This window comes from Microbulbifer sp. CnH-101-G (assembly GCF_052466775.1).
Map to the genome: position 1 here is coordinate 2296162 of NZ_CP174292.1, position 26235 is coordinate 2322396.

General features: G+C 50.1%; 28 protein-coding genes. 8 read left to right on the forward strand and 20 right to left on the reverse strand.

The window, feature by feature from the left end; genetic code table 11:
- Positions 1-25: 25 nt before the first annotated feature.
- Positions 26-322 carry a hypothetical protein gene (locus tag ACJJID_RS09915; RefSeq protein ID WP_444922587.1) on the reverse strand — a complete coding sequence of 99 codons (297 nt, stop codon included), beginning with the start codon at positions 320-322 and terminating at the stop codon, positions 26-28.
- A gap of 178 nt (positions 323-500) precedes the next feature.
- Between ACJJID_RS09915 and ACJJID_RS09920 the strand changes: the two genes are divergently transcribed.
- From ACJJID_RS09920 to ACJJID_RS09930, 3 genes are all read left to right on the forward strand, one after another.
- Positions 501-1106 (forward strand): DUF924 family protein, encoded by a 606-nt coding sequence (locus tag ACJJID_RS09920; protein WP_444919357.1) that lies wholly within the window; start codon positions 501-503, stop codon positions 1104-1106.
- Positions 1106-1723 (forward strand): LysE family translocator, encoded by a 618-nt coding sequence (locus ACJJID_RS09925; protein WP_444919358.1) that lies wholly within the window; start codon positions 1106-1108, stop codon positions 1721-1723. The genes ACJJID_RS09920 and ACJJID_RS09925 overlap by 1 nt, the downstream gene beginning before the upstream one ends.
- 352 nt (positions 1724-2075) lie before the next feature.
- Positions 2076-2372, forward strand: coding sequence for a YebG family protein (locus ACJJID_RS09930; protein WP_444919359.1), 297 nt, complete (start codon positions 2076-2078; stop codon positions 2370-2372).
- A gap of 173 nt (positions 2373-2545) precedes the next feature.
- Here ACJJID_RS09930 and ACJJID_RS09935 read toward each other — a convergent pair whose 3' ends face one another.
- The 3 genes from ACJJID_RS09935 to ACJJID_RS09945 all read right to left on the reverse strand — a co-directional run bounded on the left by ACJJID_RS09935 (position 2546) and on the right by ACJJID_RS09945 (position 5823).
- Entirely contained in the window at positions 2546-2941 is a 396-nt protein-coding gene (locus ACJJID_RS09935) for an MAPEG family protein (protein ID WP_152454052.1), read from the reverse strand.
- Between the two features lie 171 nt (positions 2942-3112).
- Positions 3113-4414, reverse strand: a complete 1302-nt coding sequence (locus ACJJID_RS09940; protein ID WP_444919360.1) for an amidohydrolase family protein — start codon at positions 4412-4414, stop codon at positions 3113-3115.
- The gene (locus tag ACJJID_RS09945) at positions 4411-5823 is read right to left on the reverse strand and encodes an amidohydrolase (RefSeq protein ID WP_444919361.1); all 1413 of its coding nucleotides are present in this window, start codon (positions 5821-5823) and stop codon (positions 4411-4413) included. Before ACJJID_RS09945 ends, ACJJID_RS09940 begins: the two co-directional genes overlap by 4 nt.
- 25 nt (positions 5824-5848) lie before the next feature.
- Between ACJJID_RS09945 and ACJJID_RS09950 the strand changes: the two genes are divergently transcribed.
- Together ACJJID_RS09950 and ACJJID_RS09955 are read left to right on the forward strand one after the other, a co-directional pair.
- The gene (locus ACJJID_RS09950) at positions 5849-6130 is read left to right on the forward strand and encodes a hypothetical protein (RefSeq protein ID WP_444919362.1); all 282 of its coding nucleotides are present in this window, start codon (positions 5849-5851) and stop codon (positions 6128-6130) included.
- Positions 6131-7771 (forward strand): hybrid sensor histidine kinase/response regulator, encoded by a 1641-nt coding sequence (locus tag ACJJID_RS09955; protein WP_444919363.1) that lies wholly within the window; start codon positions 6131-6133, stop codon positions 7769-7771. It abuts the gene before it with no gap.
- Between the two features lie 39 nt (positions 7772-7810).
- Here ACJJID_RS09955 and ACJJID_RS09960 read toward each other — a convergent pair whose 3' ends face one another.
- Genes ACJJID_RS09960 through ACJJID_RS09990 form a run of 7 tightly spaced genes read right to left on the reverse strand, consistent with a single transcriptional unit; the run spans position 7811 to position 12861 of the window.
- Positions 7811-8977 carry a glutathionylspermidine synthase family protein gene (locus tag ACJJID_RS09960; RefSeq protein WP_444919364.1) on the reverse strand — a complete coding sequence of 389 codons (1167 nt, stop codon included), beginning with the start codon at positions 8975-8977 and terminating at the stop codon, positions 7811-7813.
- Positions 8978-8980: 3 nt separating this feature from the next.
- On the reverse strand, positions 8981-9604 hold the full coding sequence (locus tag ACJJID_RS09965) for a DUF1190 domain-containing protein (protein WP_152454058.1): 624 nt from the start codon (positions 9602-9604) through the stop codon (positions 8981-8983).
- Positions 9605-9616: 12 nt separating this feature from the next.
- Positions 9617-10033: a DUF350 domain-containing protein gene (locus ACJJID_RS09970; RefSeq protein ID WP_152454059.1), complete on the reverse strand. Its 417-nt coding sequence runs from the start codon at positions 10031-10033 to the stop codon at positions 9617-9619.
- Positions 10034-10048: 15 nt separating this feature from the next.
- Positions 10049-10702 carry a YjfK family protein gene (locus ACJJID_RS09975; protein WP_152454060.1) on the reverse strand — a complete coding sequence of 218 codons (654 nt, stop codon included), beginning with the start codon at positions 10700-10702 and terminating at the stop codon, positions 10049-10051.
- Complete coding sequence (locus tag ACJJID_RS09980) at positions 10687-11760, reverse strand: potassium channel family protein (RefSeq protein ID WP_444919365.1); 1074 nt, start codon at positions 11758-11760, stop codon at positions 10687-10689. Before ACJJID_RS09980 ends, ACJJID_RS09975 begins: the two co-directional genes overlap by 16 nt.
- A 4-nt stretch (positions 11761-11764) precedes the next feature.
- Positions 11765-12460, reverse strand: a complete 696-nt coding sequence (locus tag ACJJID_RS09985) for a PspA/IM30 family protein (protein WP_444919366.1) — start codon at positions 12458-12460, stop codon at positions 11765-11767.
- On the reverse strand, positions 12457-12861 hold the full coding sequence (locus ACJJID_RS09990) for a DUF2170 family protein (protein ID WP_444919367.1): 405 nt from the start codon (positions 12859-12861) through the stop codon (positions 12457-12459). The genes ACJJID_RS09985 and ACJJID_RS09990 overlap by 4 nt, the downstream gene beginning before the upstream one ends.
- Positions 12862-13009: 148 nt before the next feature.
- On the opposite strand from ACJJID_RS09990, the gene ACJJID_RS09995 reads away from it, so the two are divergent.
- Entirely contained in the window at positions 13010-13324 is a 315-nt protein-coding gene (locus ACJJID_RS09995; protein ID WP_152454064.1) for a DUF6471 domain-containing protein, read from the forward strand.
- Between the two features lie 87 nt (positions 13325-13411).
- Here ACJJID_RS09995 and ACJJID_RS10000 read toward each other — a convergent pair whose 3' ends face one another.
- The 7 genes from ACJJID_RS10000 to ACJJID_RS10030 all read right to left on the reverse strand — a co-directional run bounded on the left by ACJJID_RS10000 (position 13412) and on the right by ACJJID_RS10030 (position 22883).
- Positions 13412-13714 (reverse strand): hypothetical protein, encoded by a 303-nt coding sequence (locus ACJJID_RS10000; RefSeq protein WP_152454065.1) that lies wholly within the window; start codon positions 13712-13714, stop codon positions 13412-13414.
- Between the two features lie 102 nt (positions 13715-13816).
- The gene (locus ACJJID_RS10005) at positions 13817-16522 is read right to left on the reverse strand and encodes a DEAD/DEAH box helicase (protein WP_444919368.1); all 2706 of its coding nucleotides are present in this window, start codon (positions 16520-16522) and stop codon (positions 13817-13819) included.
- A 96-nt stretch (positions 16523-16618) separates the two neighbouring features.
- Positions 16619-17170: a GmrSD restriction endonuclease domain-containing protein gene (locus ACJJID_RS10010; RefSeq protein ID WP_444919369.1), complete on the reverse strand. Its 552-nt coding sequence runs from the start codon at positions 17168-17170 to the stop codon at positions 16619-16621.
- A gap of 136 nt (positions 17171-17306) precedes the next feature.
- A complete protein-coding gene (locus ACJJID_RS10015) occupies positions 17307-17648 on the reverse strand; it encodes a hypothetical protein (RefSeq protein ID WP_444919370.1) in 342 nt (113 codons plus the stop codon).
- Between the two features lie 459 nt (positions 17649-18107).
- Complete coding sequence (locus ACJJID_RS10020; protein ID WP_444919371.1) at positions 18108-21215, reverse strand: efflux RND transporter permease subunit; 3108 nt, start codon at positions 21213-21215, stop codon at positions 18108-18110.
- A 42-nt stretch (positions 21216-21257) separates the two neighbouring features.
- Positions 21258-22322, reverse strand: coding sequence for an efflux RND transporter periplasmic adaptor subunit (locus ACJJID_RS10025; RefSeq protein WP_444919372.1), 1065 nt, complete (start codon positions 22320-22322; stop codon positions 21258-21260).
- A gap of 33 nt (positions 22323-22355) precedes the next feature.
- Positions 22356-22883: a TetR/AcrR family transcriptional regulator gene (locus ACJJID_RS10030; RefSeq protein WP_444919373.1), complete on the reverse strand. Its 528-nt coding sequence runs from the start codon at positions 22881-22883 to the stop codon at positions 22356-22358.
- Positions 22884-23055: 172 nt separating this feature from the next.
- Here ACJJID_RS10030 and ACJJID_RS10035 point away from each other — a divergent pair, with 172 nt between their 5' ends.
- On the forward strand, positions 23056-23451 hold the full coding sequence (locus ACJJID_RS10035; protein WP_444919374.1) for a YchJ family protein: 396 nt from the start codon (positions 23056-23058) through the stop codon (positions 23449-23451).
- Here the strand turns inward: ACJJID_RS10035 and ACJJID_RS10040 are convergent.
- Both ACJJID_RS10040 and ACJJID_RS10045 read right to left on the reverse strand, forming a co-directional pair.
- The gene (locus ACJJID_RS10040; RefSeq protein WP_444919375.1) at positions 23448-23672 is read right to left on the reverse strand and encodes a hypothetical protein; all 225 of its coding nucleotides are present in this window, start codon (positions 23670-23672) and stop codon (positions 23448-23450) included. The two genes, ACJJID_RS10035 and ACJJID_RS10040, sit on opposite strands and share 4 nt — an antisense overlap.
- Positions 23673-23820: 148 nt before the next feature.
- Positions 23821-25029 carry an RtcB family protein gene (locus ACJJID_RS10045; protein ID WP_444919376.1) on the reverse strand — a complete coding sequence of 403 codons (1209 nt, stop codon included), beginning with the start codon at positions 25027-25029 and terminating at the stop codon, positions 23821-23823.
- Between the two features lie 457 nt (positions 25030-25486).
- Between ACJJID_RS10045 and ACJJID_RS10050 the strand changes: the two genes are divergently transcribed.
- A complete protein-coding gene (locus ACJJID_RS10050) occupies positions 25487-26227 on the forward strand; it encodes a pseudouridine synthase (protein WP_444919377.1) in 741 nt (246 codons plus the stop codon).
- The last annotated feature ends 8 nt before the right edge of the window (positions 26228-26235 follow it).

Consider the following 26235-nt stretch of genomic DNA (forward strand, 5'->3'; position numbering starts at 1 on the left):
GTCGGCTTGGGGAAACCGTGTAATGCTACATAACCGTAATGCGGCCTCGGCTATAGGGCCCTGGGGTAGCACCTTGGGGAGCTCTCTCCTCAGCAATTCGCACCGGATAGGGGAGTCCGCCACCCTTAACCTCACTGCCAAGCTTGCACTCATTGAGCTTTTGCAAAAAGTGCTGGTCCGTCTTCTCGGTGAGCTGTCGATGGATATCATCCACGGAGAATCCCAGCTCGGCCGCCGTGGCCTGACCGGCCTGCATGCCACCAAGCGCCAATATCAGTACGGCGCAAAATTGTACCTTCTTAAATGATCCCGCAGTAAACATTGTGACCTCCAGATCGCTTTTCCTTGTACACCTCTATGACGGGGCCAGAAACGGTTTTGGATGCAGGCGCAAAAATATTTTTTTGATTCCTCCTTTAGAGAGCTCTCGTCCTTACTCAGCTGGACCATCAAGTACAAATGTCGTAATAATCGGCCCATCATCGCTGAGGAGCCCATTGATGCCTGATATTAAGGAAATACTGACCTTCTGGTTTGGTGATCCCTCTCTGGATCACCGCCCCACCGAGGAACTGCAAAAGCGCTGGTTTTCAGCAGATCAGAATCTGGACCGGCAAATGGCAGAAGACTTCGCTGAGATCACCAATTTGGCCATAGAGGGTAAGTTGGATCATTGGCGTCAGAGCCTTATGGGTGAGCTGGCCCTGTTGCTGTTGTGCGATCAGTTCGCCCGCAATATTCACCGCGGCACCCACCTCGCCTTCAAAGGAGATGACCTGGCTCTCGAAATCAGCGAGACGATTCTGCAGCGGGGAGACGAGCAAAAGCTCGGGTTGTTTCAGCAGGTTTTTGTCGGCATGCCCCTGGAGCACAGCGAAAAACACTCAATCCAGCAGCGCTCCGTGGCATACTTCGCACAATTGCAGAAGCAGTACGGGGATGATGAGGCCATCGCTCCTTATCTCGCCACCCACTACCGATATGCCCTGGCCCACCAGGAGATTATCGAGCAGTTTGGTCGCTTTCCGCATCGCAATGCAGCCTTAGGCCGCGATTCCACAGAAGATGAGAAGTATTGGCTGGCACAAGGGGGCGGCTTTAAATAATGGATTTACTCGGATGGTTATCACTTGCGGGCATCTGCGCCCTCGGCGCCATGTCCCCAGGCCCTAGCTTATTAATCGTAATGCGTTGCTCGGCCTCCGGCCTGCAACAGGGCCTAGCCAGTGCCATAGCCCACGGTGCTGGGGTTGCCGTTTACGCTGCCCTGACAGCCTTCGGGCTCGCGGTTCTGATCACCAGCTCCCCCCTACTGTTCAGCATCCTGCAATGGGGCGGCGCGGCTATGTTGGTATACCTGGGCTGGAAGGCCTTCAGGGCTCCGGCTCCCGGCTCGGGAACCACCCAGCTGGAAGCCCCCCACCTAAGTGTTCGCCGCTCAATCGTTCAGGGCTTTGGGGTCGCCTTCTTTAACCCCAAGATTGCAGTATTCTTTACCGCCCTATTCAGCCAGTTCGTCTCAGAACAGCAGGCCCTCACCACCAAACTGGGGATGGCTGCCATGGTATCCGGGGTAGACACTCTCTGGTATTGCATCGTTGCCCTGGCAGTCCATGCCAGCCGCAAACGCCAGTTGGTTAGCAAGCATCTCGGCCACCGTATCCAGCAACTGTTTGGCTTACTCCTGATCGGCCTGGCCGCGCGCCTGGTACTCACTATTTAATGGCTGGGCGCTGCGCGCCCACTCACCTCTCTTTCCCAGCCCACCAAGCTCGTCTCTTACCACTCGCAAGCAACGATCAACAGCGCCCGAGAAAAAAGCAGGCCCGAAAACGGGCCTGTATAGTGCGGAGTTTGCAGCCAGGATGCCTGGGGGGTTACATCCGGCTGCAAGTGTGCATTATGACAGTTGTGACATGTCCCTGCGGGCAAACCATCGCAATGGTGACTCTCTTGAACGCAATTAAATAGACGCCACTTCGATCTCGGTCACCATTGACACTGAATATTTATACAGTTACCGTATGGCCATACAAACAAACTGGAATGTCTGAAGGGCAATTGGGAGGCATATCATGGCCGTAGTAGCTGTTTGGAAATGCGATCGAGACGGAGCAATGTTCGACAACAAAAAAGATGCTGAAGAACACGATAAGATGCTGGAGCTTGCTGCCAACATTACCACGCTAATTGAGCGCAGTATTGAAGGCATTGACGAGCAAGTGAGCGAGGAAATTGGCCTGTTGCTGGCCAAGCGTCGCGATTCACTGGCCAAAGCTTGCAAAGGTAAACCAGAAGTGCTGCTGGAAGAAGAGGATAACAGCGAAGAGTCCTCAGACGAAACTGTTACCCCCTTTGCCGCGAACCAGTAAAAAGCTACCTGAAGAAATTTTCCGGTAGAAGTTTAAAGTTTCATCCCTGTACTCTGCCCGGTTAACCGGGCTTTTTTGTTAGGCTTCAGAAGCTTTCTGAAGCCTCTTATCAAATAACAATCATCAGTCGTCAGAGATATTCACCCGGGATTCTCACCAGTGGCACTGCGCTTTTACAGGGACTTTACCGATATCACGATATTGATCACCGCAAGGGCAAGTATCACTAGCCAACTGATCAATGTACCCAAAAAGCGCCCAGTATGGGTGCCGCCCTTGCCTGCAGTCAGGCCATACGCATGAAAAATTCGGGATAGCAAAAATGCTATTCCAAAAACATGCAGCCACAAACCGGGCAACCCTCCCAGCTCCGCAAGTAGCAGAAGCAGCAGTGCAATGGGGGTATATTCGACCGCATTCCCATGCACACGCACACGAATCTCATTAAAACGATCATCGCCAGTACCGATACCCACCCGCTTGGCACGACGAAACTGAACCACGCGGCCCGCCAGGTAGATAATCAGGATTGCACAGAGACTCGCATACAGCGCTGTAATATTCACCATGGCCCTTTCCTTTTTCTTATTAATACAGGAAGTAAATATATATCTAATTCCCTTCAGCTCACCAATCCAATGCTAAGCAGGCGACTGGACCTTTTTGTTCATTTTTCATCAAGCAAAAAAAGAGCGGGCCTTGCCCGCTCTTTAATTTAATAGTCAGCCATTTGTAGCAAGTTAGTTGCGATAACCAAAGCCGTGGCCCTTGGCGGGCTTCAGGTGACGATCGCGCAGACGGGTAGAACGGGTAACCAAAGATTGTGGTTCACCCTCGATCAATACCTGTTCAGGGTAACTGGTCACTTCCAGTGGATCGCCGTTCCAAACCACGATATCAGCAGTGGCGCCTTTCTCCAGGGTACCACCGCTAAGACGGAAGATATCTGCCACATTAGTGCTGATAGACTTCAGCGCCTCCTCGTAGGGCAACCCGTGGGCAACAGCATTGCCAGCAGATTGACGTGAGAGGTACACGTTATGGGTAGAAGCATAGTCGGGGCCACTAATAGCCACTTTCACACCGGCCTTAGTTAACAAAGCGGCGTTATCCAGGCGTGCACCAAGGCTTGAGAAGGAAATGGGCAAGTTGTTGATCGCGTCAATCACTACAGGCACCTGAGACTGGGCCAGCTGGTCAGCTACCATCCAGCCCTCAGCCGCCCCGAGCAACACGAGCCTCACATCGAAGACCTTGGCTAGTTCGATAACCGCAAGAATATCGCTGGAGCGATCAGCAGTGATTAGCAGAGGTTCAGTACCATTAATCACGGGCTGCAAGGCTTCCAGATCCGCGAGACTATAATTCAGCTCACGCCACTCTCCCCGGCGAATAGCCACGCGGTTGTCCCGGTACTCTTTAGCTTCGCTCAGCGCATTTTCAACTTTGGCGTAGGCATTCGCACGACTGCCACCTGCTAGCTGAGCTCCGGTCTCACCCAAATAGGCCTTTTGGGCAACGTCTTTGGCTTCGACGCTATTGAACTCGCCATTGAGCTTGATGGCAAAGCCACGCCCGGCGAATACTCTTTGGGCCGCTACCGCGGCTTCATCCCAGGTGCTGATAGCTGGAAAGACCACCGCACTGGTAACACCACCGGCCCGGTTGAAAGGAATGAGGGTAGATTTGGGGTTATACGCGGGCACAGGATTAAACGCACTGCCGATACTTTCCCCAGTTACCGCATTGTCGTTAGTGCCACTGGCTGCACTGATCTCCACCAATCCCAGCTCGGAAATAGGTGCGATGACGCCAGGCGTTACTACCTTACCTTTTGCATCAATGACTCTATCAGCCGAAACATTGAGGACAGGAGCCACCTTCTCCACCTTGCCATCGACGACCAGTACATCGGCAGATTCCAGAGAACCCATGTCTGCCAGAGTATGCACCTTGCCACCCTTAATCAGGATGCTCTCCGCATAGGCACCAGCGGTCAACACCCCTAGGGCCAGCGCACAGAATACAGCTATTTTTTTCACAGTCGCTCTCCCTCTGCATCGAGAATTCCCAATTCGAAATCACTGCGCGGTTGACGCTTTTTATCGAAGCGGTCGTACATCAGCTCACCGTCGATAAAAACTTGATCCACATGGGTATAAACACTGAAAGGGTTACCGGACCAAACTACAACATCAGCCATTTTGCCCTTCTCGAGGCTGCCAGTCTGCGCGTCAATGCCCAGCGCCTTAGCAGGGTTAGAGGTCATCCACACAACAGCATCTTTTGGCTGGATATCAAAACCAGCGCGCTGACCTGCCGTCATCGCTTTTGCGACCTCTTCATTCAAGTGCTGTACGCCAACACCGGAATCAGAGTGGATCATGGCGCAGGCCTTGGCCTGATCGACGATAGCAATATTCGCCTCCGTCATATCGAAGGCTTCGTGCTTAAAGCCCCACCAATCGGCCCACATCGCCGCACAAACATTGTTCTCTGCTAACAGGTCGGCCACTTTATAGGCCTCAACCGCATGGTGGAAAGTGGAGATCTGGAAGTCAAATTCCTTGGCAATATCCATCATCACCGCCATTTCCTCACCGCGATAACAGTGATTGTGTACCAGGATATCGCCATTCAGAACGCCTGCCAGGGTCTCGAGGCCGAGATCACGCTCTGGCTCATCGCCACCCTTCTTTGCATACTCTTCCCACTTTTTCTTGTAATTGCTGGCCTCAATCCAAGCGTTGCGGTAGCCGGCCACATTGCCCATACGGGTTGAGGGAGATGTGCCTTTACTTCCATAAACACGCTTGGGGTTTTCGCCACAAGCCATTTTCAGGCCATAAGGTGCACCGGGAAATTTCATATCCTGTACGCTGCGACCCGGCACATTTTTAAGGGTCACACTGCGCCCGCCGAACAGATTGGCGGAGCCAGGTAATATCTGTAGCGTGGTTACACCACCGGCCAGGGCCAATGGAAACTGTGGGTCTTGAGTCCACACCGAATGTTCCGCCCAAACCTGCGCGGTATTCGGGGATGTCATCTCATTGCCATCCTGGGAGGACTCAATGGAGGGCGCCGGGTAGTCTCCCAGGTGGGAGTGCACATCAATAATGCCCGGGGTCACCCACTTGCCTTTGCCATCGACCACCTGGGCATCCTTGGGAGCCTTAAGATCCTGACCGATCTGAGCAATTTTCCCACCTTTCAGCAAAAGGTCGGTATTCTCCAACTGCTCGCCGGTACCGGTAAGCAGAGTGGCGCCCTGTATTAGTACCGGTCGCGACTGAGTAACGGAGTAGGTAGATGGGAAAGCGTGCAGGCGAGCAAAATCCGCGGATCTCTGCTCGCCCCCGGCTTTCTTCTCACCGCAGGCAGACACCAACAGCGAGGCACAAAGCAAAGCCGCGATGCCGCGCCCGAAAAATCGAGAATGCAGCTGCATAGTAATTCATCCAATGGTCTTCAAGATGGCGGTGAATGCTATCAGGTTGCCTGGCCATAGCCACTATTTAGGGAAGAAAAGTTTAGGAAGTATTAATAATAATACCAGCACCCTTCTTAGAGTCGCAGTTGGATACGCATCACATTTATATAAACACACAATTACAAAAGGGTTTATAAATCACGGCCTGTCAGCAAAGACTGCAAACCTGATCAAAAAACCTCTGGGTTCCCTATATACTTTTTTGTTTCCACATGATGCAATTTCTGGTGAAAAAATACTCAATAATAATTCCGGAGGAGAATAGGTGATCAAAGATAACCGCTTGCCGGTATTCCCCTCATCCCCCATTGTCACTGGCGGCCAAAACCGGGACTCCCTGCAGGTCTACGAAGCCCTGCGCAAAAGCGAAGAACGCTATCGCGAACTGGTCGAGCACGCGAACTCCATCATAATGCGCTGCGACAGGCATGGTCGAGTCACCTCATTTAATGAGTATGCCCAGCAGCTTTTTGGCTACTCAGAGGCAGAAATTATTGGCCGGCACTTGGTAGGCACCATAGTGCCGGCCAGTGAATCCAGCGGCCGGGACCTACGTCAACTCATTCAGCACGTTTGCGATCACCCGCAGGAACACCGCTACAATATTAACGAGAATATTACCAAGTCCGGCAAAAGAGTTTGGATTGCCTGGACCAATAAAATCCTTTCGGACGAGAATGGTCGCCCCACCGGTATCCTCAGTATCGGAACAGATATCACCAAGCAGCGCCTGCTGGAAGAGGAGTTGCGGCAAGCCCAAAAAATGCAGGCTATTGGCGAATTGGCCGGCGGTATCGCCCACGACTTCAACAATATGATTCATGGCATCAGCGGCTATGCCGAGGTTATTCAACAGATTGCTGAAGACCCCCGTATCAGCGAGTACACCAACCATATCCTCACCACTGCACGCCATGCGGCCGAGTTGACCAAGCAATTGCTCACCTTCGCCCGTAAAGGCAACTACCAGCTAAAAGATTGTAATACCCATGAAATTACCCGCGATGTCTGCGCCATGCTCGAGCGCACCATTGACCGGCGTATTCGTGTTGAGCAGCAGCTAGAAGCCGGTCGGCCTCATGTAGTGGGCGACCCCGCCCAGCTAAAAAGCGCATTATTGAATATTGGTATCAATGCCAAGGATGCTATGCCAAACGGAGGTATTCTGCGTTTTGCCAGCAGTAATATCACTTTTGAAAGGGCTGCTACTATTGCTGATTTTGAAGTGCAGCCCGGGCATTACCTGCTCATCACCATTCGCGATAGCGGAACCGGTATGCCCCCCGAGGTGCGGCGCAGAATTTTTGAACCTTTCTTCACCACCAAGGAATGTGGTCGGGGTGCCGGACTGGGCCTTGCCGCAGTGCATGGCACTATCCATTTACACAAGGGCGCTATCCAATGCCACAGCATTGAGGGAGAGGGTAGCACTTTTAATCTGTACCTGCCGATTGCAGAGGCAAAGACAAACAAGCAGCCAAGTCAGGCCGAGTCCTTATCTGCGAATCGCCAACTTCGCATTATGGTGGTGGATGATGAAGCAATTGTCCGCAGTTATTCAAAAACACTCTTCGAAATGAATGGCCACAGCGTGAGCACGTTCGCATCTGCGGAGCAAGCGATCACCTATTACCGGCAACATTACGAACAAGTCGACCTGGTAATCCTCGATATGATTATGCCGGGTATGGATGGCCAGGAGTTATTCGCCTTTTTGCGACGGATCAACCCAGAGGTAAAAGCATTGCTCTCCACCGGCTTTAGTGTCGACAGTAAAGTCCAGGAGGTTATTGCCGATGGCGTGCTCGACTGCATCCAAAAACCCTTTACATATGACAGGCTCAGCAAAAAAATTGAAGAGTTGATTTTTAGTGGTCAGCTGACAACACCGGAAACTAGAAATTAAAGCGCGGTATTGCTTGCCAGAAAATTTCTGGCAAGCATTTCAAAGAATAATATGCGGAAGGTAGCGACTCATATCCTGCGTTATTAGATTGCTATCCTCACGAATTGAGATGCCCGCAGCCATGTCATCCACCAACCAGCTGCCTACAAGGGTGAAGTTTTTACCAAACTTCGGCAATGGATGCATAGCTTGGTAAATAAAGCCCTCTTCGCCATAAGGCCCATCAGACAGTGAATGTACATCCCCTCCGCGCACTACCGAAATATTAGCGCCTTCACGGGAAAAAATAGGCTTTTTAACCAACTCCGAATAGCCACTAGCCTTACCCAGCTCATCCTCGAAAAATGATGGCAACAAGTTGGGATGGCCTGGAAATAATTTCCACAACATGGGCAAAAGTGCTTTATTGGATAATATCGCCTTCCAGGGTGGTTCCAGCCAACGCACATTATTGCCGCCCAATAAAGAACCAAATTCCTCGCGGAACATAAACTCCCAGGGATACAACTTAAACATCCAGGTAATGACCTGATCGTCTAAATCAGTAAAAGCTCCCTCAGCATCGCAGCCAATATCCTCAATAAATACAAAGTGATTGGTGATATCGGCTTCACTAGCACAGTCTTGCAAATATTGCACCGTGCCGCGATCCTCTAACGTATCCTTACAGCAGGCAAAATGGAGTTCACGGCCGGGCGTCAGAAATTGTAGATCGCGAAAGCGGTTAACCAGCTTTTCCTGCAGGCTGTTAAACTGGTCGGACTGAAGTGGCAAGGCTCGCCTGTCTACATTGTCCTGCAGCCAGAGCCACTGCCAAAATCCCGTTTCATATAAGCTCGTGGGAGTGTCTGCATTATTTTCATAGAGCTTGGCCGGCCCCTGCCCTGAATAGGCAAAATCCAGACGGGAATAAAGGCTGGGGTCACCGTTTTTCCAGGAGTTGCGGACAAAATCCCAGTGTTGCTCCGGAATGCGGAAGCGCCGTAACAACGCCTCATCCTCAAGCACCTTAGCGACAACATCCAGGCACATTGCATGGATTTCTTCGGTGGGGTCTTCAATATCCTGCTCTATCTGTTCCAGAGAGAACTGGTAGTAAGCGCTTTCATCCCAGTAGGGTTGCCCGTACATAGTGTGGAATTGAAAACCAAATTCTTGCGCCCGCTCTTTCCAGCGCGGGCGCTCACCGATTGGTAACCTCAGCACCAATCAGCCCCCCCAACTTCCTGAGCGGCCGCTACTGGAACGTCCGCCACCCCAGTTGGACTTGGCCGAGGCCACTGCGCCAAAGCCCCCACGGGAAACCGTCTTAGTCACCTTGGGCTTGGGGTCCATCGCGCTCTTATCCACGGTATAGGAGTTTTTACCGTAGCGCCCGATCACCTGACCATCCGCAGTCATCAAACGATCGTAATAGCGGGAACCAGAAGCGGAATAGCGGTAAACCGGATTGTAATAACCGTAAGAGTGATAGCGTCGGTCGTTATCATTCAGCAGGGAAGCAACCATAAAGCCGGTCATCAACGGCATCCAAAAGCCGCCGCTGCTCTCACGGCAACTGCCAAATTCTGACTCGCATTGAGATAAATTGGCATATTTGGGCCCAGTACGCTCGGCTTCAGCCAGAGCCTTCTGGTAGGCCGCTTGACATTGGGCCTCATCGAGCTGCGTGTTATTTACACAGTCCTCGACTGAGGAAACCACCTTAACCTCTTCATCGGAAGAGCAGCCCACCAAAGCCACGGTGATTCCCATAGCCAGAGGGCGCAGTACAAAACTTGCCCCTCTGCCCTTGCGCATCCGCGCAAGGTTAATATTTTTACTACGCTTCATCCTCACCTCCGCTTAGTAGCTCATGCAAGCCGCGTTGAGGACACCAACAGAAATGGTGGTAGCTGCCAGCATGATGCCCGCGCTAACTTCACCGTCTTCAATACGTTCAACAATGCGCGGCATAAAGCCAAAACGAATAATCGCAAAGGCAATAAGCTGAGCGATTAGGGCGACGAATGCCCAGGTGGCAAAGTCAATAATGGAAACAGAGTTACTGGCGGCACCGCCAACAGCAATGGCAAAACCCAGCACCGCACCACCAAAGCCGATGGCAGCGGCTGCATTTTTATCTTCACGGATCAACTTCCATTCGTCGTGAGGTGTCACCAGAGCGTAAAGAAATTTAAACGCGATTAAAAAAACCAGCGACAGGCCAAAGTAGGCCGCAAAGTGAAGGATACCAGTCATTAAATCGTAGGGCTGGTCCATTAATACATCTCCTTATTATCCGTGAATAGTCAGCTGTGATGGTGTCAAAGTTATACCGGTACTGATCACCAAGCTGCGACTCAAGTAGCCCGCGTCTTCCTCTTTCTCTTCCGCTGAAAGGAACAGGGATTCGGTACGCTGATCGGACAAGTCACGTTCAAAAAGCATGGTGAATTGATCGGTGAGGGAGTAATCCCCATCCCCGTCATAGGTCTTCTCGGCCATATGCACCGGGTTGTGATAGTCACCAGCAGCAGTCCAGACTCTGTTATAGCTGCGGTCCTGCAACTGATAATTGGCAGCACCAATTTCCTGTTTAAGGAGCCTGTCCCAAGCCTGCTGATTGGCGACATCGAGAGTATCGTAAAAGTGAAACAGCTTGACGTCCACTACATGCTCATCACTTTGGCCCCCTTCTGTCACAACCTGTAGCCAGGCGTCGTCATCGGTATAAAAACGATATACCCAGGCACCATCGAGTTTTACTATGCCTGCGGCTTTGATAATCTGAGTGGGGGAGCAGGATTCAATAGTGAGTTCATCCAGAATCAGGCGAATTGCCAGCGGGTCCAGTTCAAAGCTTGCGCCAAGCCGCAACCCCATAATTTCAGGCGTATTCACCTTTGGAGCTTCTTTTCCTTTCAGTTTATCGATCAGCTTGGTAAACATGTACCTGCGCCCTCTCCTTCATTCATTTTTATATCGAAGCAGCTTTTTTCGGTCAGCCGCTTTGCTGAAATGTAATAGAGCATATCCCCTTTGTTAACTTCATCGGTCAAGGCGGGGTTTACATCAATTTTTATGATCCCCTGGCGACGCACGGCAATCAAGGTTGCGGATAAGTTCTTTTTAAAGTGATCAAATAGTGCGGAAAATAGCAACGGCTGCTCACCTTGATACTCAATACTGTATTGAGTCATTCCATAAGTGCTATCGAGAAGTTGTCGGTGCAGTCTGGCAGAACCAGGGTCCAGGGAGGATTTAGCCAACAATTCCACCGCCACGGATGGAATACATTCAATATTGGGGCAGTGTGAGCGCAACAACTCACCGACATTTTCATCCTGGAAATAGGCTGTTTTATGGCTATTAGGACTGTGCTTATCACAGAACAGGGCGGTGGTGAGTGTTACATCATCCAGGGGGTTATCGATAATAATTCTCGCGGCATCGGCAATTGCGGCGCGTTGCATACTCTCAATATGGGAAAAAGATTCAACCCGTACAAAATCAATTTTACCGGGCATCGGATTCTCTATATCGGCCTCAACACAAAGCACTATCTCAGTTGCTGTGCCATTGGTTTTCGATAGCAATAATTCTATCAAGCGAAGGGTTCTGGTTCCGTTCCAGCCAATAATGACTGTGTGATCTACGCGATTTGTCATGCGCAACCCCCTCTTTCCTCTATGTACAAACTCCGAAATAACAAAGCCCACCTTGGTTAACACCATGGCGAACAAACTCAAACCAAAGGGGATTACCCAGGTTGCCACAACCACTTTGCCCGCGGGAGTCACTGGCGAGAAATCGCCGTAGCCTACAGTGGATGCGGTAACGACCAACCAATAAATAAAATTGGTCGGATCGACAATTTCGCTCTCTCCGGCGGCACTGAGCAGCAGGTAACTACCCACCACATAACCCAGGACACCGACAAGAATGGCTGCTGTGTTGGCCTTAACAAAAAGCGACGCCAGAAGGCGCCGCACTCGATAAAGTAGCACTGGATCAGGCCTTTTGGCGGCTCGCCAGTAACTGGGCCAGCTTGTCGCTACCGCTGACCTGGCCACCGGGCTTGATACCCGCCGCCTTCAGCTTGGCATCCAGGCTGGAGCCGCTTTCTTCCGTCGCCAGCTCTTCCGCAGCTTCCAACTCCGCAGCGCGTTCCTGCTGCTTGTTCTTGATGCGGTCGAGGCTGTCCAGAGCCGTTTTGATTTTGCTGTTAGCACCCATATGGCGGGAGGAAACCGCGACCTGGGCCTTTTGAACTGACTCTGTGGCCTTGATCTGGTCGATCTGCTGCTCCATGCGGCGCACATTGATTTTCGCCTTGGAGATATTCCCCTTCAGAGAGCGCTCGGAGTTGATGAAGCCTTCCAGCAGGCTCTGCTCTGTTTCAAGCTGGGCTTCCAGCTCGGTAACGCGCTCCGCACACTCCAGGGCCAGGCTCTCATCGCCTTTCTCACTGGCGTTGATTGCGTGGGTACTGTAAGTCTCAATATCGGCTTTCAGCGACTGCACTTTGTTTTCAGCCAGCTTGCGCTTAGCCATGATCTTAGTCAGGTTCTCATCACAAGCTTTCAATTCGGCCTTTGCCTCCCGCAGCTCTTGATCAAGAATACGAATAGACTGGCTATCCGCAACTGCTTCAGTTCCTTCGTTGACCGCACCTTTCAAGGCAGTCCAGATTTTTCTCAGGCTCATGCTACACCCTCCATTTCAAAATGATCCGCAAATAAATCCAGGAAGTCACCCACATTGGAAAATAGGGTTTCAACTTCTTCAATCACCACTTCGTCTTTACTGGACACAGACAGCGCGCCGAAGGCGACATAGTAACGCTCACCGCCAATCATCTTGATAGCGATCGCCGTCAGGGGAACCAGTTGATGAGTCTGTAGAATCATCTCGTTAAGAGCGACCACATCGGCTACCTGGCTCACAGGGAACAAAATGCTCTCGACAACGATTTGCTTCTCACCGACATAAACGAATGCATCGACACCCTCGTCGTTGGAAATGCTGAGGCACTCTCCCTCAGACTCCACCACCCATCCGGTGTGGTTTTCCGCCAACTGGCGTAGATTCTCATGGTTCCAGGTCATCTCGACTCCCTCGCTGTGGAATATTGGTCACAAATATAGCATCAAAAAAAAGGTGGTCAATAACTTATTTCAAACTTATGTTGCAAATAATACACACAAGGATAGTATTTACCACATAAGTGACATCAACTGTAACGGAGTAGAGCCCATGGACCACAAGCAAAGCCTCAGCAATCAGCAAGCACTGGCTCCGTACAAGCAGGCCATCGCTCGCTATGTGCGCGCCTCAATGGCTTTGCGGGGTATGCGTTACGGGGATCTCGCCCAGGCCCTGGCCGAAAGAGGAATTTCAATGACCACAGAAAACCTGCGCAGCAAAGTGAGCAAGTGCATGTTTTCAGCGGATCTGCTAGCGGCCATCATCGATGCATTATCGGTGGAAGACAGCGCTATGCCTGAAATCCTCAAGCAAGCGCGGGAACTGCAAGATCAAGGACTCAATACCGAGCAAGAGAGAAGCTAACACGCCCTATCGTGGAGTACCAACTGGTGGACCACTGAACTGGAATACCGATGCTATCCACTTTAACGGCAAGGAGCTGCCGGATAGCTAGTAGTGATGTAACTTATAAACTGGTTCACCGTTACCGCACTTCCCGACAACCTCCGGCTCAGAGAGCTTTGCACCGGCTGGTATCACCTTATTGGTAGGCCACCAGACGAAGCAGGCATAGCGGAAATTGACTGCCCAATTGCAATAAAGACGTCCGTCGTCCTCCTCATAGAAACGCGCCTGACAAAAACTCAGAGTCGGGCTCCGCACCCCGTGTTGCTGCTGAGCATCGACAAAAATCACATCGACAGCTGCTACGGCAGATACCCAAAAGCAAGGTATCAATAACCACAATTTCATAGGCGCTCTCGGCGAAACTGCAAACTGGACTCCTTTTAAGCCTAGCAGTCCCGGCGCAACTTTCATTGTTGCGTACTCTTACATTGGCCTTGATAGCAGTATTCAGTGCTCGCTCTGTTGTGACGTCTTTTTCAACACTTCAAGAATGCGCCTTAGACAGCTTTCTGGGTCACGCACCCAACTGATATAGGGCAATGGCAACACTCTTACCCCCGCTCGGTGCAACACCTTGTAAGTCTGGGTAGTAAAGTGCTGCCGATATTCCCCAGGGTAACCAATCAAATCCACCCCCAGTATTCGCCCACGGTGCTCACAAACCACATCCACACACTGGCCGGCAATAGGAAATGCGACCCAATGCCTGATCTGTGCCCGCTGCAAGCCTGCACTCACCTCTCCGGCAAACTCACAGGGAAATACTTTTTGTTGGGTACTGAAGTCCACCCCATGTCCAAAATCAATGTAGCGGCGCAACAAGTGCTCAGGTGGCAGGGACTCAGGACTAATGGAATAAGCCACCAACTGCCGCTCCTTAGCCCGGGTTACCGCCACATTAAACATATCGGCGCGATTGAGATAAGTCGCCGCACGCAGGGATTGATTATCTGCCGCAAAAGACAAGAGCATAAGATCCCGCTCTTCTCCCTGAAAACCATAAGGTGTTGCAACTAATATAGAAAAACGACGCAGTACATCTACTGGAAAAGCCCTGCTGACCTCAGAAGCGAGGTAGTCCACCTGCTCCCTGTAGGGAGACAGGACCCCAACCGTTGGCTTTACAGGAGATTCGGCAAAGCAGTTAATGTGTTCACGCAGCTGCTCAATGACCCAATCTTTTTCGACCCGATTTCTGCCGTTCTTTGCTCGTTTCCCCTCCAGATATTGCAGAACCAAAGCTCCTTCACCAGACGCTACCGGTCTCGCCTGCATCACTTTCAGCCTATCGGCATAAAAAGCGTGATTACTAAAAGCGATAAGCTCTGGCTGGCTGCGGTAATGCTCATCTAACAGGGTAACCGCCTCCTGACTTTCCAGTGAGTCAGAGACAATATCCAACAGGGACTGGTCCCGGTAACTAAACGCCACGGGTAATTCTTCTGGACCGTTCAGGCCCTCCCACAAGCGTTGTTGCTGCTGTGCCGATAAAAAGGATACATGACGCAGCTGCTTGCCATCGCCCACCACAACCGCACGACTTGCCCGGTACAGTGCCGGCAGCGCACTGGCAATATCGCACTGGGTAGATTCATCAAAGATGACGAGATCAAACAAGCCCGGGGAAAGAGGTAATATCTCATTGAGCTCATCCAGGGTCGAAAGCCAAATAGGGTAGGCCTGCAAAACAACCTGCATATTCGTTTGGGCAAAACGCTCTGCCTGGGTTTTGGAGGTCCGCGCCCTGAGTGCCTGATTGAAAAGGGATAAGTGCCTTCTTTCCCGCTTTAAAAGACTCAAAAGAGTCTCTTTACGATAGGCATTAATGTATCGGGAAGCTTGTAGCTCGAAATTTTTTCGCAAATGCCCGATAGTCTCTTGAAACTCCCAAAGCGCTTCCGTATCCAATCGTCGGCCTAAAATGCGCACCCCAAAAGCCGTAAACCAGGTGCCAAAACCTCCGGGGCCTAACATCTGTGCAGTCTTTAAAGCCCTGCTAAAGCGTCGCTCAGCTTTTCGCAGGGCCTTTAGAGTGGCTTTGAGGCGACGCTTTAATTTGGCAACACTCACATCGGGAGCTGCAACGCCCTCTTTAAGTAGTGAGTCCAAGTGAGATTTCAAACTGCGAACAAAACCTTGCTCGCCGGTGTGTACATAGCCTTCTTGTAAACCGTAAGTCTCGCGCAATTTTTGCCGAACAACATTTATTGCCTGAGAGGTTTTAGAGACAACCAGAACGGTATTGCCATGCAGCATTTGATCAATCGCCATTGCCGCGATGGTAAAACTCTTGCCTGTACCTGGAGGGCCAGAGATAAGACTCAAAGGTAAATTCGCAGCATTTCGCAACGCCCTCTCCTGAGTCTCACTCAGTAGCCCTGGCAACATCTGGGGCTCACTGTTACTTGGAGGGAAATGGTCAGCACATTCCCCGAGAACGGCTTTTAAAGGGGCAGAAAGTCTTCGAGACTTACTAAGAAATCGCAACTCGTGAAGAACTCCTCGCGATCCCCGCGACCTGTCAGCCAATATGAGCGCACAAGCACTACTAACTGCCAGAGTGGAATTTTTGCTCAAGGCATCAGAGTCAGCCGGCTGCAGATTTGGCCAGCGGCTGATCTCTTCAATGCCACTCAACCGGCTGTTTTCCTCTAGCCAGCGCCCTATGGCCGCCACCTTAGCGCTATCCAGTGGAAAACTGGGTATTGGAAAGCTATCTGTCACACTGGAATCTGTGTCCGGCTTAAGGATCAAACGCAACAAAGGTAGGTTGATACGGATATCATCTGTGTTTATCTCGATGAAATACTCTTCATCGCAATATATTCGGGCGGGATAATAGAGGAGAGGGGCACATAGTTTACGCTTGGAATTAATACCTACCTGAGCAGGGAGCTCTCCAGAGATAAAAAAGAGCGAATAAATCAAGCTGCGCTCTTTCCGATAAATATCTACCTGCTCTGCAAGCTGTGCCGCTGAGGCACCCACCAAAGGGATTCTGGGCAGCTCACCACCGGATAAATAGTCTCGCTCACTGAAAAATACTCGGCGATTATCCGCAAGGCGAGCAATATTACTCAGTGATAAGTCGTGACTATCCGCTTGATAGCAACACCTGAAATATTCGATCAAAATCCTGGAGGAGTCCCGCATATCCGCCTGCACTTCCAATTAGAGGCAAAATGCTACCCGAAATTGTCAAACTGCGACAGGTACTCCTCTTGATAGAGATTAGAGATCGAACCCTAACTAGCCCTCACTGGCCATGGTGCGCAGCCTCTGGGATTCGCTTGGACTCAGGCTCAGGCCATACTTATCGACAATAGAAATAAATCGCTGCACATAAATTTTTCCGACCGGCGCATAAGGCGGCATCCACTCATCAGGCCCTCTGTGTCCCTTGCTTTGGTTGCGGCCATCGTCCACTAGCCACAGATTATCGATATCCTCGGCGAACTGCCTTTTCAGCTCTCGACTCCAGATAGCGCCACCATGATCATGAGCCCACTTCAGAGGCACTATATGCTCTACATCAAGATCAGAAGCCTTGCTGTAAAAGTTGCCCGTGTAGGGGTCCAACCACAACCCAGTGGCAACCTTGCACTGGTTAGCGCGTGTATAGGTCACAGGGGAAAGGGAATAACGAATCAATAGCTCATGCCGGGTATCTTGACAATCCCGGTCTGTATCAGACCACTGCGGTAACCACTCTGCCCTCTCATAAGTGGTCGCGAGTACTGGAAAACTTAAGGATGCTACTAAAGCAGACAATACAAAGCTTGAAAATGATCGAACACTCATACATCAACTACCAATCAAATCAGGGGCTAGACTACAAGAAAAACTATTGGAAGAGTATGAGCCGGTTCAAATTGGCAGCTGAAAAGTAATAATGGCTTTTAGGTATCCATTGTAGGCGGGTAGAATCAAAAAGAATTCAAAGGATTATTTCGTGCATCGTCCAGTGATCTTCACTCATTATGTATTCAACTTTAATAGTAAAAGTCCTTCTCTTGATATCCCCGAAACCATTATCAAATTCGACCCAGCCTTCGACATTATGGATGCAGTCGCCTCGATACGTAGATTTAGAGTCTTCTTGTCCAGAAACTGCGATGAGCTTAGCGATATGAGGAAGTGGAGCGTATCGCTTAACAAATTTTCGACTTACTTGAATTGCGTAACGGGAGTCGATGCAAGCTTCCTGAGTTAATTCTTCGGGTGTTTTAGAGCAACTGGCCAGTGCAACCGCAACACACAGTGCGATAAAAGAACGCATTCACAAACCTTTCTTTTATTTCTATTTCAAATTTCAAGGCTGCAGGTTATCCGCATCTCCCTATCGAGTCGATAGGATTCTTCTTACAAGTAAATACTCCTTCAGGGGAAATTGAAAAGGTCGAAGCATGGATACCTAAGAACCATTAGTTGTTTTTCATACTTTTCCTACATAGACCTCATCAGTGGAAGGCAGATGGCAATAAAGGCGCAACAAAGTAATAGCACTTGATGACAGACCTAATAAGTTTTCATTACAGGAATCAATAGACTTTTCACTCTGACAACAATACTAGAGCTAGCTAACAAAATGTAATTTGGACTCAGGAAAAATCATGGTGGTAAAGGCTTCCACCTGGAGAACGGAAAAAAATGGGGAGAGAGATAATTCCACACAACACCCTGTTGGCGCTGTGTGGAATATCTAAAGATCAAACTGTATTAGAGTACACTTCAGTTGTTATGCAGAAACCGGCTCTCCTGAAGAAGCCTTCTTGGGCCTAGCTATTTCTTCGGGCGAACTACCTTCTACCTCGTTAGGTTTCACTTTGTGGAAAACTGCATAGAAAACCGGGATAGCAATCAGGGTTAGCACTGTAGCAAAGCCCAGTCCCCCCATAATGGTTACAGCCATATCTGCAAAGAATGCATCAAATAACAGCGGAGACATTCCCAAAATAGTGGTGACCGCTGCGAGGAAGACCGGGCGCAAACGACTTACGCTGGCACGCTGAATTGCGGTAAGCCTGGGCAGTCCTGCATGAGTTTGCACTTCAATCTCATCCACCAAAACCACAGCGTTTTTAATCAGCATTCCGGATAAGCTCAGTACGCCAAGCAGGGACATAAACCCAAACGGCAATCCGGTGGCCAACAAGCCTACGACCACCCCCACCAAACACATGGGAACCACCAGCCAGATAATCACAGGTTCGCGAACGGTACCGAACAACAAGATTGATACCAGGATCATGATCAGAAAGCCTAGCGGCAAGCCTTTACCAAGAGACTTCTGCGCATCGGTAGAGCTTTCATATTCACCACCAAACTCCACTTTAAAGCCAGGTGGTAACTGCATGCTCTCCACCCAAGGGCGAATCTGGCTAAAAGCGGCCATCGCTGTCACGCCTTCCGGTGCATCGGCACTCACTGTAATAGTGGGAACCCGATCGCGCCTTTGGATCAGACCCTCATCGGCGGTAACCTCAAAATCGGTGATCAATTGTCCCGCAGGAATATATCCCTGTTCATTGGGACTCCATACCAGGCGGTCTTCCAGAGAACCCACTTGGTTCCTATCCCCCGCTGGCATACGCGCAATAATGGGGATAATGCGATCGCCGCTCTCGAAATCACCTACCGTATAACCGGCAGTAGCAAATTGAATCATCCGACTAATATCGGTATTCGTGACACCGGCTACACGAGCGCGCTCATCATCAAGGTGTGCATGAATTGTGGTCTCGCGACCGCGCCAATCGTGGCGGATATCTTCGAGCCCCTTTTCTCGGAATTGCTGCTCAACATCCTGCGCAAGCGCACGCAACTTCTGAAAGTCCTGACCAGAAATTCGCACCTCCACATCGGCGCCCCCACCGGGGCCAAACACTAAACGCTTAAAGGTGATCAGCGCTTCCGGCTGCTCTTCACGTAATTGCGCCTTAGCTTTCTCTATTAGCTGAGGGATTTGCTCGCGCTTCTGGGCACGAACAATCAACTGGCCATAGGAGGCGTTGGGGGGCTCAGGAGCATAAGTCAGCATAAAGCGATCTGCTCCACGACCCGCAACAGCCGTAACAGAAACCACTTCCTCCTGCTCTTTAAAATATTCAGTTGCAAGTTGAAGTGCCTTATCGGTGCGATTGATATCACTACCCTGCGGCATGTAGTAATTCACATAGAACAGTGGAGCATTGGAGTTCGGGAAGAATCCCTGCTTCACAAACCCAAAGGCGAAGTAGCTCACCAGAGTAACTACAACCAGCAAACCGATCGTCAGACCACGGCGCTTCAGCGCACCGGCCAGGGCGCCGGAATACATATTGTAAAAGCGACCGTTATAAGGATCTTCCGAATCCGAGTCCTTGCTGGGCTTGAACAAGTGGTAGCCTAAATAGGGAGTTACCGTGACAGCGAGAATCCAGCTGAGCAGCAGCGATATACCGATCACGGCAAACAGAGAGAAGAGGAATTCACCAGTGGCATCGTCAGATAGCCCGATACCGGAAAACGCCATAATACCAATAACGGTGGCACCCAGGAGTGGCCAGAATGTCTGACGCACCACCCTGCTGGCAGCACTCTTGGGCTCTTCATTTCTCTGAACCCCCATCAGCATGCCTTCAGCCACCACGATAGCATTGTCAACCAACATGCCCATGGCAATGATAAGGGCACCGAGGGAAATCCTCTGCAGGTTTAAACCGAACAGGTTCATGATCAGTACGGTTCCCAGAACCGTTAGGCCAAGCACAGTACCCACCACCACGCCGGAGCGCCAGCCCATAAAAACACAGAGCACTAGGGTAACGATGACAACTGAAGAGACGAGGTTAAACAAAAAGCCATCGACACTTTCTTCTACCACCTGGTGCTGCGCATAAACCGGGTGAATTTCCACCCCCAGTGGCAGTGCCTGCTTTATCTCTTCAAGTTTTGCCTCTACAGCCTTACCAACATTAACAATATTGGTATTTTCAGCACCTGCTACACCAAGTAATACGGCCTGCTTGCCATCATAACGGGCAATAAAACTCGGGCTTTCATCGTATCCCATCGAGATATCCGCGATATCCCTGATAGCCAACATTGCCGTAGAACCGGGCACTCCCACAAGAATATTGCGAATAGACTCCAAATCACTCGCAGGATTATCCACTAGGATGCGGGTACGTAAATCCTGGCCACCAATTTCCCCTACTTTTTGCGTAGAACTTTCCGATTGCAGGACCTGGGCCAAGTCGTCAAGAGAAAAACCAAACTGAGCGAGTCGGGATTCATCAATATCTAAATAGGCGACTTCATCAATAATCCCGGAGCGGGATACTTTTGCAACTCCCTCTACACCAAGCAATTCACGGCGAATCGCTTTGGTGATCTCACGCATTTCCGTCAGGGAAAAACCCTCACCGGTAATCGCGTAATAAATGCCAAAAACCTCACCGAAGTCATCATTGACCACCGAAGGATAAGCTCCACTTGGGAGGTCTCTTTGGGCATCGTTGACCTTACGCCGCAACTCATCCCATACCTGGGCCAATTCTGCTGAAGCATACTGGTCCTTGATCTTTACACGGATCTCCGACATTCCCGGACTGGATGTAGAGGTAACCAGATCTAGCTGCCCCATTTGCTGGATAGCGACTTCAAGCTTCTCAGTAACTTCCTCTTCCACCCGCTGGGCACTGGCACCGGGATAGAGGGTAAAGACTCGGGCTTCTTTGATGGTAAAGGCCGGGTCCTCCAGGCGGCCAATATCCGATAGCCCCCAAAGCCCGCCGATTAGGCAAATCAACATCAGTAGCCAGCTGTAAACCGGCTTTTCAATAAATACATCAGAAATCTTCACAATATTTCCCCCCTGTTCACAGGGCCAGAGCTCACAGACAAATTAGTGCTGTACATAATTGCGAACTTTTGCACCGTCATAGAGGTGCTGACCGCCCGCGGCCACCAGCTTCATTGCCGGTGACAAGCCCTGAATGATTTGTACTGCCTCACCATTTGTGCGGCCGAGGGCCACTTGAACTTTGGAAACAGATTGATCTTCATTAATTTGCCAGACATAGGGCTCACCTCCACTGCTGCTCTGCACAGCTGCCAGAGGAATCCAGAAATCTCCACTACCTTCCTTCATTTTGACGGTAACCCGGGCTGTCATGCCGGGAAGAATCTGAACATTCTGCGGTCGCGGCATTCCCAGCTCCACGGCGTAAGTCTGTGTCACGCTGTCGGCTTCCGCTTGGTGTTCACGGTATTTCAAAGCAAAATGCTTGCCCGGCAGGAATTCAAATTCTGCAAGTGCTGAGCTGATCTGCTCTTCGTTGACAGTGGCCAGTAGTTTTTCCGGAACGGAAATCTGGATACGCACCTCAGAAATATTCTGCAAACGCACAATCGGCTGACCAGGTTGAACATTGGTATAATTTTCAACGAGTTGCCGTGTGGCCAACGCATCAAAGGGGGCTGTCAACTTGGTATAAGCCAAATCCTGCTCTGCTCTTTCCAGTGTCACTTTGGCAAGATCAAAATTACTCTCGGTTTCATCCAGCTGCTGCTGGGAAATCACTTTCGAATTTGCCAGGGAACGCTGTCTATTCAGTGTTTTTTCCAAGAGCTCAACATTCACGCGAGCCTCCTTTACCCGGCGCCGATAATCCCTATCATCAAGCTCCGCAATTAAGGTGCCTTTGGGGATGATCTCCCCTTCGCGTAGATTTAACTTATCGAGCTTACCGCCCACCTGAAAAGAAAGGTCCACGCTTTGCACCGCTTTCACCCTGCCGGCAAATTGGCGATCTGCAACTTTGTTTGTGCTCTGGACTGTAGCGACTTTTACAGGCCAGAGTCTTTCGGCCTGTTGCTCCTCTTTTTCCGAGCCGGAGCAGCCCGCAAGAATGACCACCGCCGCCATTAAAAGGGCCAGGGGGGCACGAGAACTTACCGACAATTTCATATTCGTCATCCAAAAGCGTGTTTAAGAAAAAAATCAGGCGAGATCTGCAGAAAGCATCAACAAACGTTCACGTAAGCGGTCGAGCATCGGATCTTCAGGCTCCACAACACCCAACACGCGCCCAAAGAACAAACCTTGGGCAGCGAGAATCAACAGTTGCGCCAGTTCGGGGTCTTTATAGGTTCGGGAGATTTCACTCCGAAGCTCCGCTTCCTTTATTTTTACAGGTTCGAGAAGCGCCGGGTCTTCGGCTACTGCCGCAATTAGCGATCGTGGCAACCCCTCGTCATCTTCCATTAGTTCGAAAATGGAACTCAATCGACAGGTCAGCAGGTCACCGCCCGCCATAGCACAAGACTCAGCAGTGGCATCCTCCCTGGCAATCGCCGACTCCAACATCGCCTTAAGAAGGGACTGCTTGGTCCTAAAGTGGTGGATTAAGCCACCCTTACTCAACCCGCACTGGGCTGCCACTGCATCCAGAGTGAGCTTACGCGCGCCCTTCTCTCGAACCACCTCTTCGGCAGCGCGAACAATGGCAGATTTATCGACTCTCGACACATGACCTCCCGGACACACCCAACAAACCAACCGGCTGGTCGGTATCTTAGCGTTCCCCTGAAAAAGGTCAAGCTATGCTACCCTCTGTCACCGTCAAGCAAGGTTAATAAGTGTTTACGAAACCACGATGACCGAATGAACGAAAATTCCCGGTTCTGCTATGGAGTTATTTATGACGGATCATACCTGCCCCTGCGGCTCAGGTAAGAAGTTTCAAGGTTGCTGCAACCTCTACCTCTCGGGGCAAGCCTATCCCAATACTGCAGAGACTCTAATGCGCAGTCGTTACAGCGCTTATGCGATGGGGAACCTGGCCTATTTGCGTAAAACCTGGCACCCAGACACTTATCCCGATCTTTCCCAAGAGGATCTGGAAACCCAGTGGACCCGCTTGGAAGTCATCAAGACTAAACCTGGTTTGAAAAAGTCGGTGGTGGAATTTAAGGCTTGGTATTCAGAGAATGAGCAGGAGCATGTAATTCATGAAGTATCCCTGTTCAAGCTTTACAAAAAGAGATGGGTTTACCTGGAGGCGCTCCCCGGTTGGCCAGAAGAAGGCAAAAGTTAACAACCGGTAAGAATCGGCGGAAACATACAGCTAGCCACAGCTACAAGCGGGGAAATATCGCGGGAGCCTTTCCACTCCCGCGCTTCCCTCCTCATTTTTTGCTTACCAGCAAAACGCTCTCCTGACTTTGCCTTCACATGAGCGCCGCCCTTGCCCATTAATGGGTTACGAGCGACATAATTACGGATTTTCCTAGTCGTCTTAGGTGGGATTTTTTTCATTAATATTCTCCTATTGCGAAACATTTGGCAGCCAAGCACCAAAAGTGAAAATATTTTCCTGGAAGTTCGGCCAATTAACCGACTTATGCTTCATCAAATAACAACTCCTACAAATAGCGCCTCCTAATAGTTCCTACCAACAAAAATCCTAACCCTTAATACATATCACCTGACGCAGTGTATGCTCCACTTCAACAAGATCTGACTGATTATCCATAACTCGGTCTATATCTTTATAAGCCGCCGGAATCTCATCGATCACTCCCTTGTCTTTACGGCATTGAACGCCCCTAGTCTGCTCTTCAAGATCCTTCCGGGTAAATCTCTGGCGTGCCGCGGTACGACTCATTTGACGGCCAGCTCCATGGGCGCATGAGTGGAACGATTCAGCATTCCCACGCCCACGCACAATATAGGACTTAGCACCCATTGAGCCCGGAATAATTCCCATCTGATCTTTTTTCGCACTGATCGCCCCTTTACGGGTTACAAATACATCCCGTTCAAAATGGCGCTCGCGCATCACATAATTGTGATGGCAGTTAATTGCCTCACTGGTCAGGGTAAATTTTGGCAAGTGATTTTTCAGGCAATTCAAAACCAGCTTCATCATCTCCTGCCGATTGGTTCGAGCGTACTCCTGGGCCCAATTTACCGCCTCGATGTAATCCTCAAAATGGTGGTTACCTTCGGAAAAGTAAGCCAAGTCTTTATCTGGCAGATTATGCATATGCCCCGTCATATCCTTTCGAGCCAACTGAATAAAGTGCTGCCCAATAGCATTGCCAATTCCTCGGCTGCCTGAATGCAGCATCACCCAAACTGCATTGTTTTCATCCAAACAAATTTCAATAAAATGATTGCCGCCACCCAGGGTCCCCATCTGGGTAACCCAGGTTTTCTGGGGCTGATGCAGCTTTTTCAAAAGCCCAGGATGCTTTTCAAACAGCCTATCCACACCGGGAGCTAAAAGTTTGCAGGCAGATTCCCTGGCACTGATCATCTTGTGACGACCCTGTCCAATGGGTACTTTCACCTCAATGGCCTCCCGCAATGCTTTCAGGTTGTCTGGCAACTGATGGGCATATAACGAAGTTCGCACTGCATTCATTCCGCAGCCTATATCCACTCCTACCGCCGAAGGGATTACCGCGCTCACTGTTGGAATGACCGAGCCAACGGTTGCTCCCTTACCCAAATGCACATCAGGCATTGCTGCCACGTGCGAGTGAATGATGGGTAACTGAGCGATATTTTTTAGCTGCTGTAAGGCCTGCGGCTCGATTTCGTCAGTATATATTTTTACCGGCACACTACCTTGCGGTGCATTTTTATTTAGCACAATTTTTACAGGCATATAGAGTCCTTGGATTGATCCAATAAATCAGTAAAAGCTCTCCAAAGCCTTAAACGAAAAAGCCCCGGCAAATGCCAGGGCTCTAGAGAATTCTGGCTTGAAAAGCTCAATCGCTTTTCAAGCTGAAGCACATGAAAAGCGATTAAAAAAACAGGTTGTTAGTATCCACATTTCGCATTTCATGACCCCTTCGTGGCTGCGTTCCACGTTTAAAAGAAGAATATTTGAAAAAATATGCCAGCACCAAATACTTTCTAGCCAGCAATGAAATCTACTGCGAAGTTTATTGCCTAGCCCTAGGATGTCAACCTAAATTTAGATTTCTTGTTGGTATTTTTTTCTTGCAGGCATCCACCGATGCATAAATTACCAATGCCGACCAAAATTTTTAAATGCAATCAACGCCCCACAGCAATACACTAGGTGCTCAGCCAAAGCGCTTTTATCAGATCGAACAATGAGTTGTGAACCAGAAATAATCTTTGAAGACGAACATTTACTTGCTGCTTACAAGCCCGAAGGTTGGCTCGTTCACCGCTCAGAGATAGACCGCCATGAGACGCGTATTCTCCTGCAATACTTACGCGATCTTAGTGGTTATCATTTATATCCGGTACATAGGCTAGACAAGCCTACATCCGGAATCATCATCTTTGGCAAGAGCGGTGAAGTTGCCGCCCGGTTACAGCAACAGCTGGAAAGTGAATATTCTCTTAAACAATATCTTGCCGTGTGTCGTGGTTATTGTCCCGAGCAAGAGACCATCGATTACCCACTCCCTCCAGTAGCAGACTTTAAGCATCAAAGAAAACGCCCCAAATCCGAACTCCCCCGCCAAGAGGCCATTACCCTTTTTCGCAGACTTGCCACCGTGGAGTTACCCTATGCAGTGGACCGGTATCCTACCAGCCGTTATTCATTGGTAGAGGTACAATTAAAAACCGGCCGCCGGCATCAGATCCGAAGACATTTCAAGCATATCCAACACCCACTGATTGGCTGCCCCAAATACGGGAAGTCTTCCCACAACCGATTCTTTTCTCAACAATTTGATTGCAAGAGACTACTTTTACACGCTGTAAAATTAGAGATAAGGCACCCCGTGAGCGATACATTACTAGCATTACGAGCTGAGCCACGTGGAGAATTTAAAAAACTGATGGAATTACTGGGTTGGAGTGAAGCAATAAATCATTAATTCAAGAG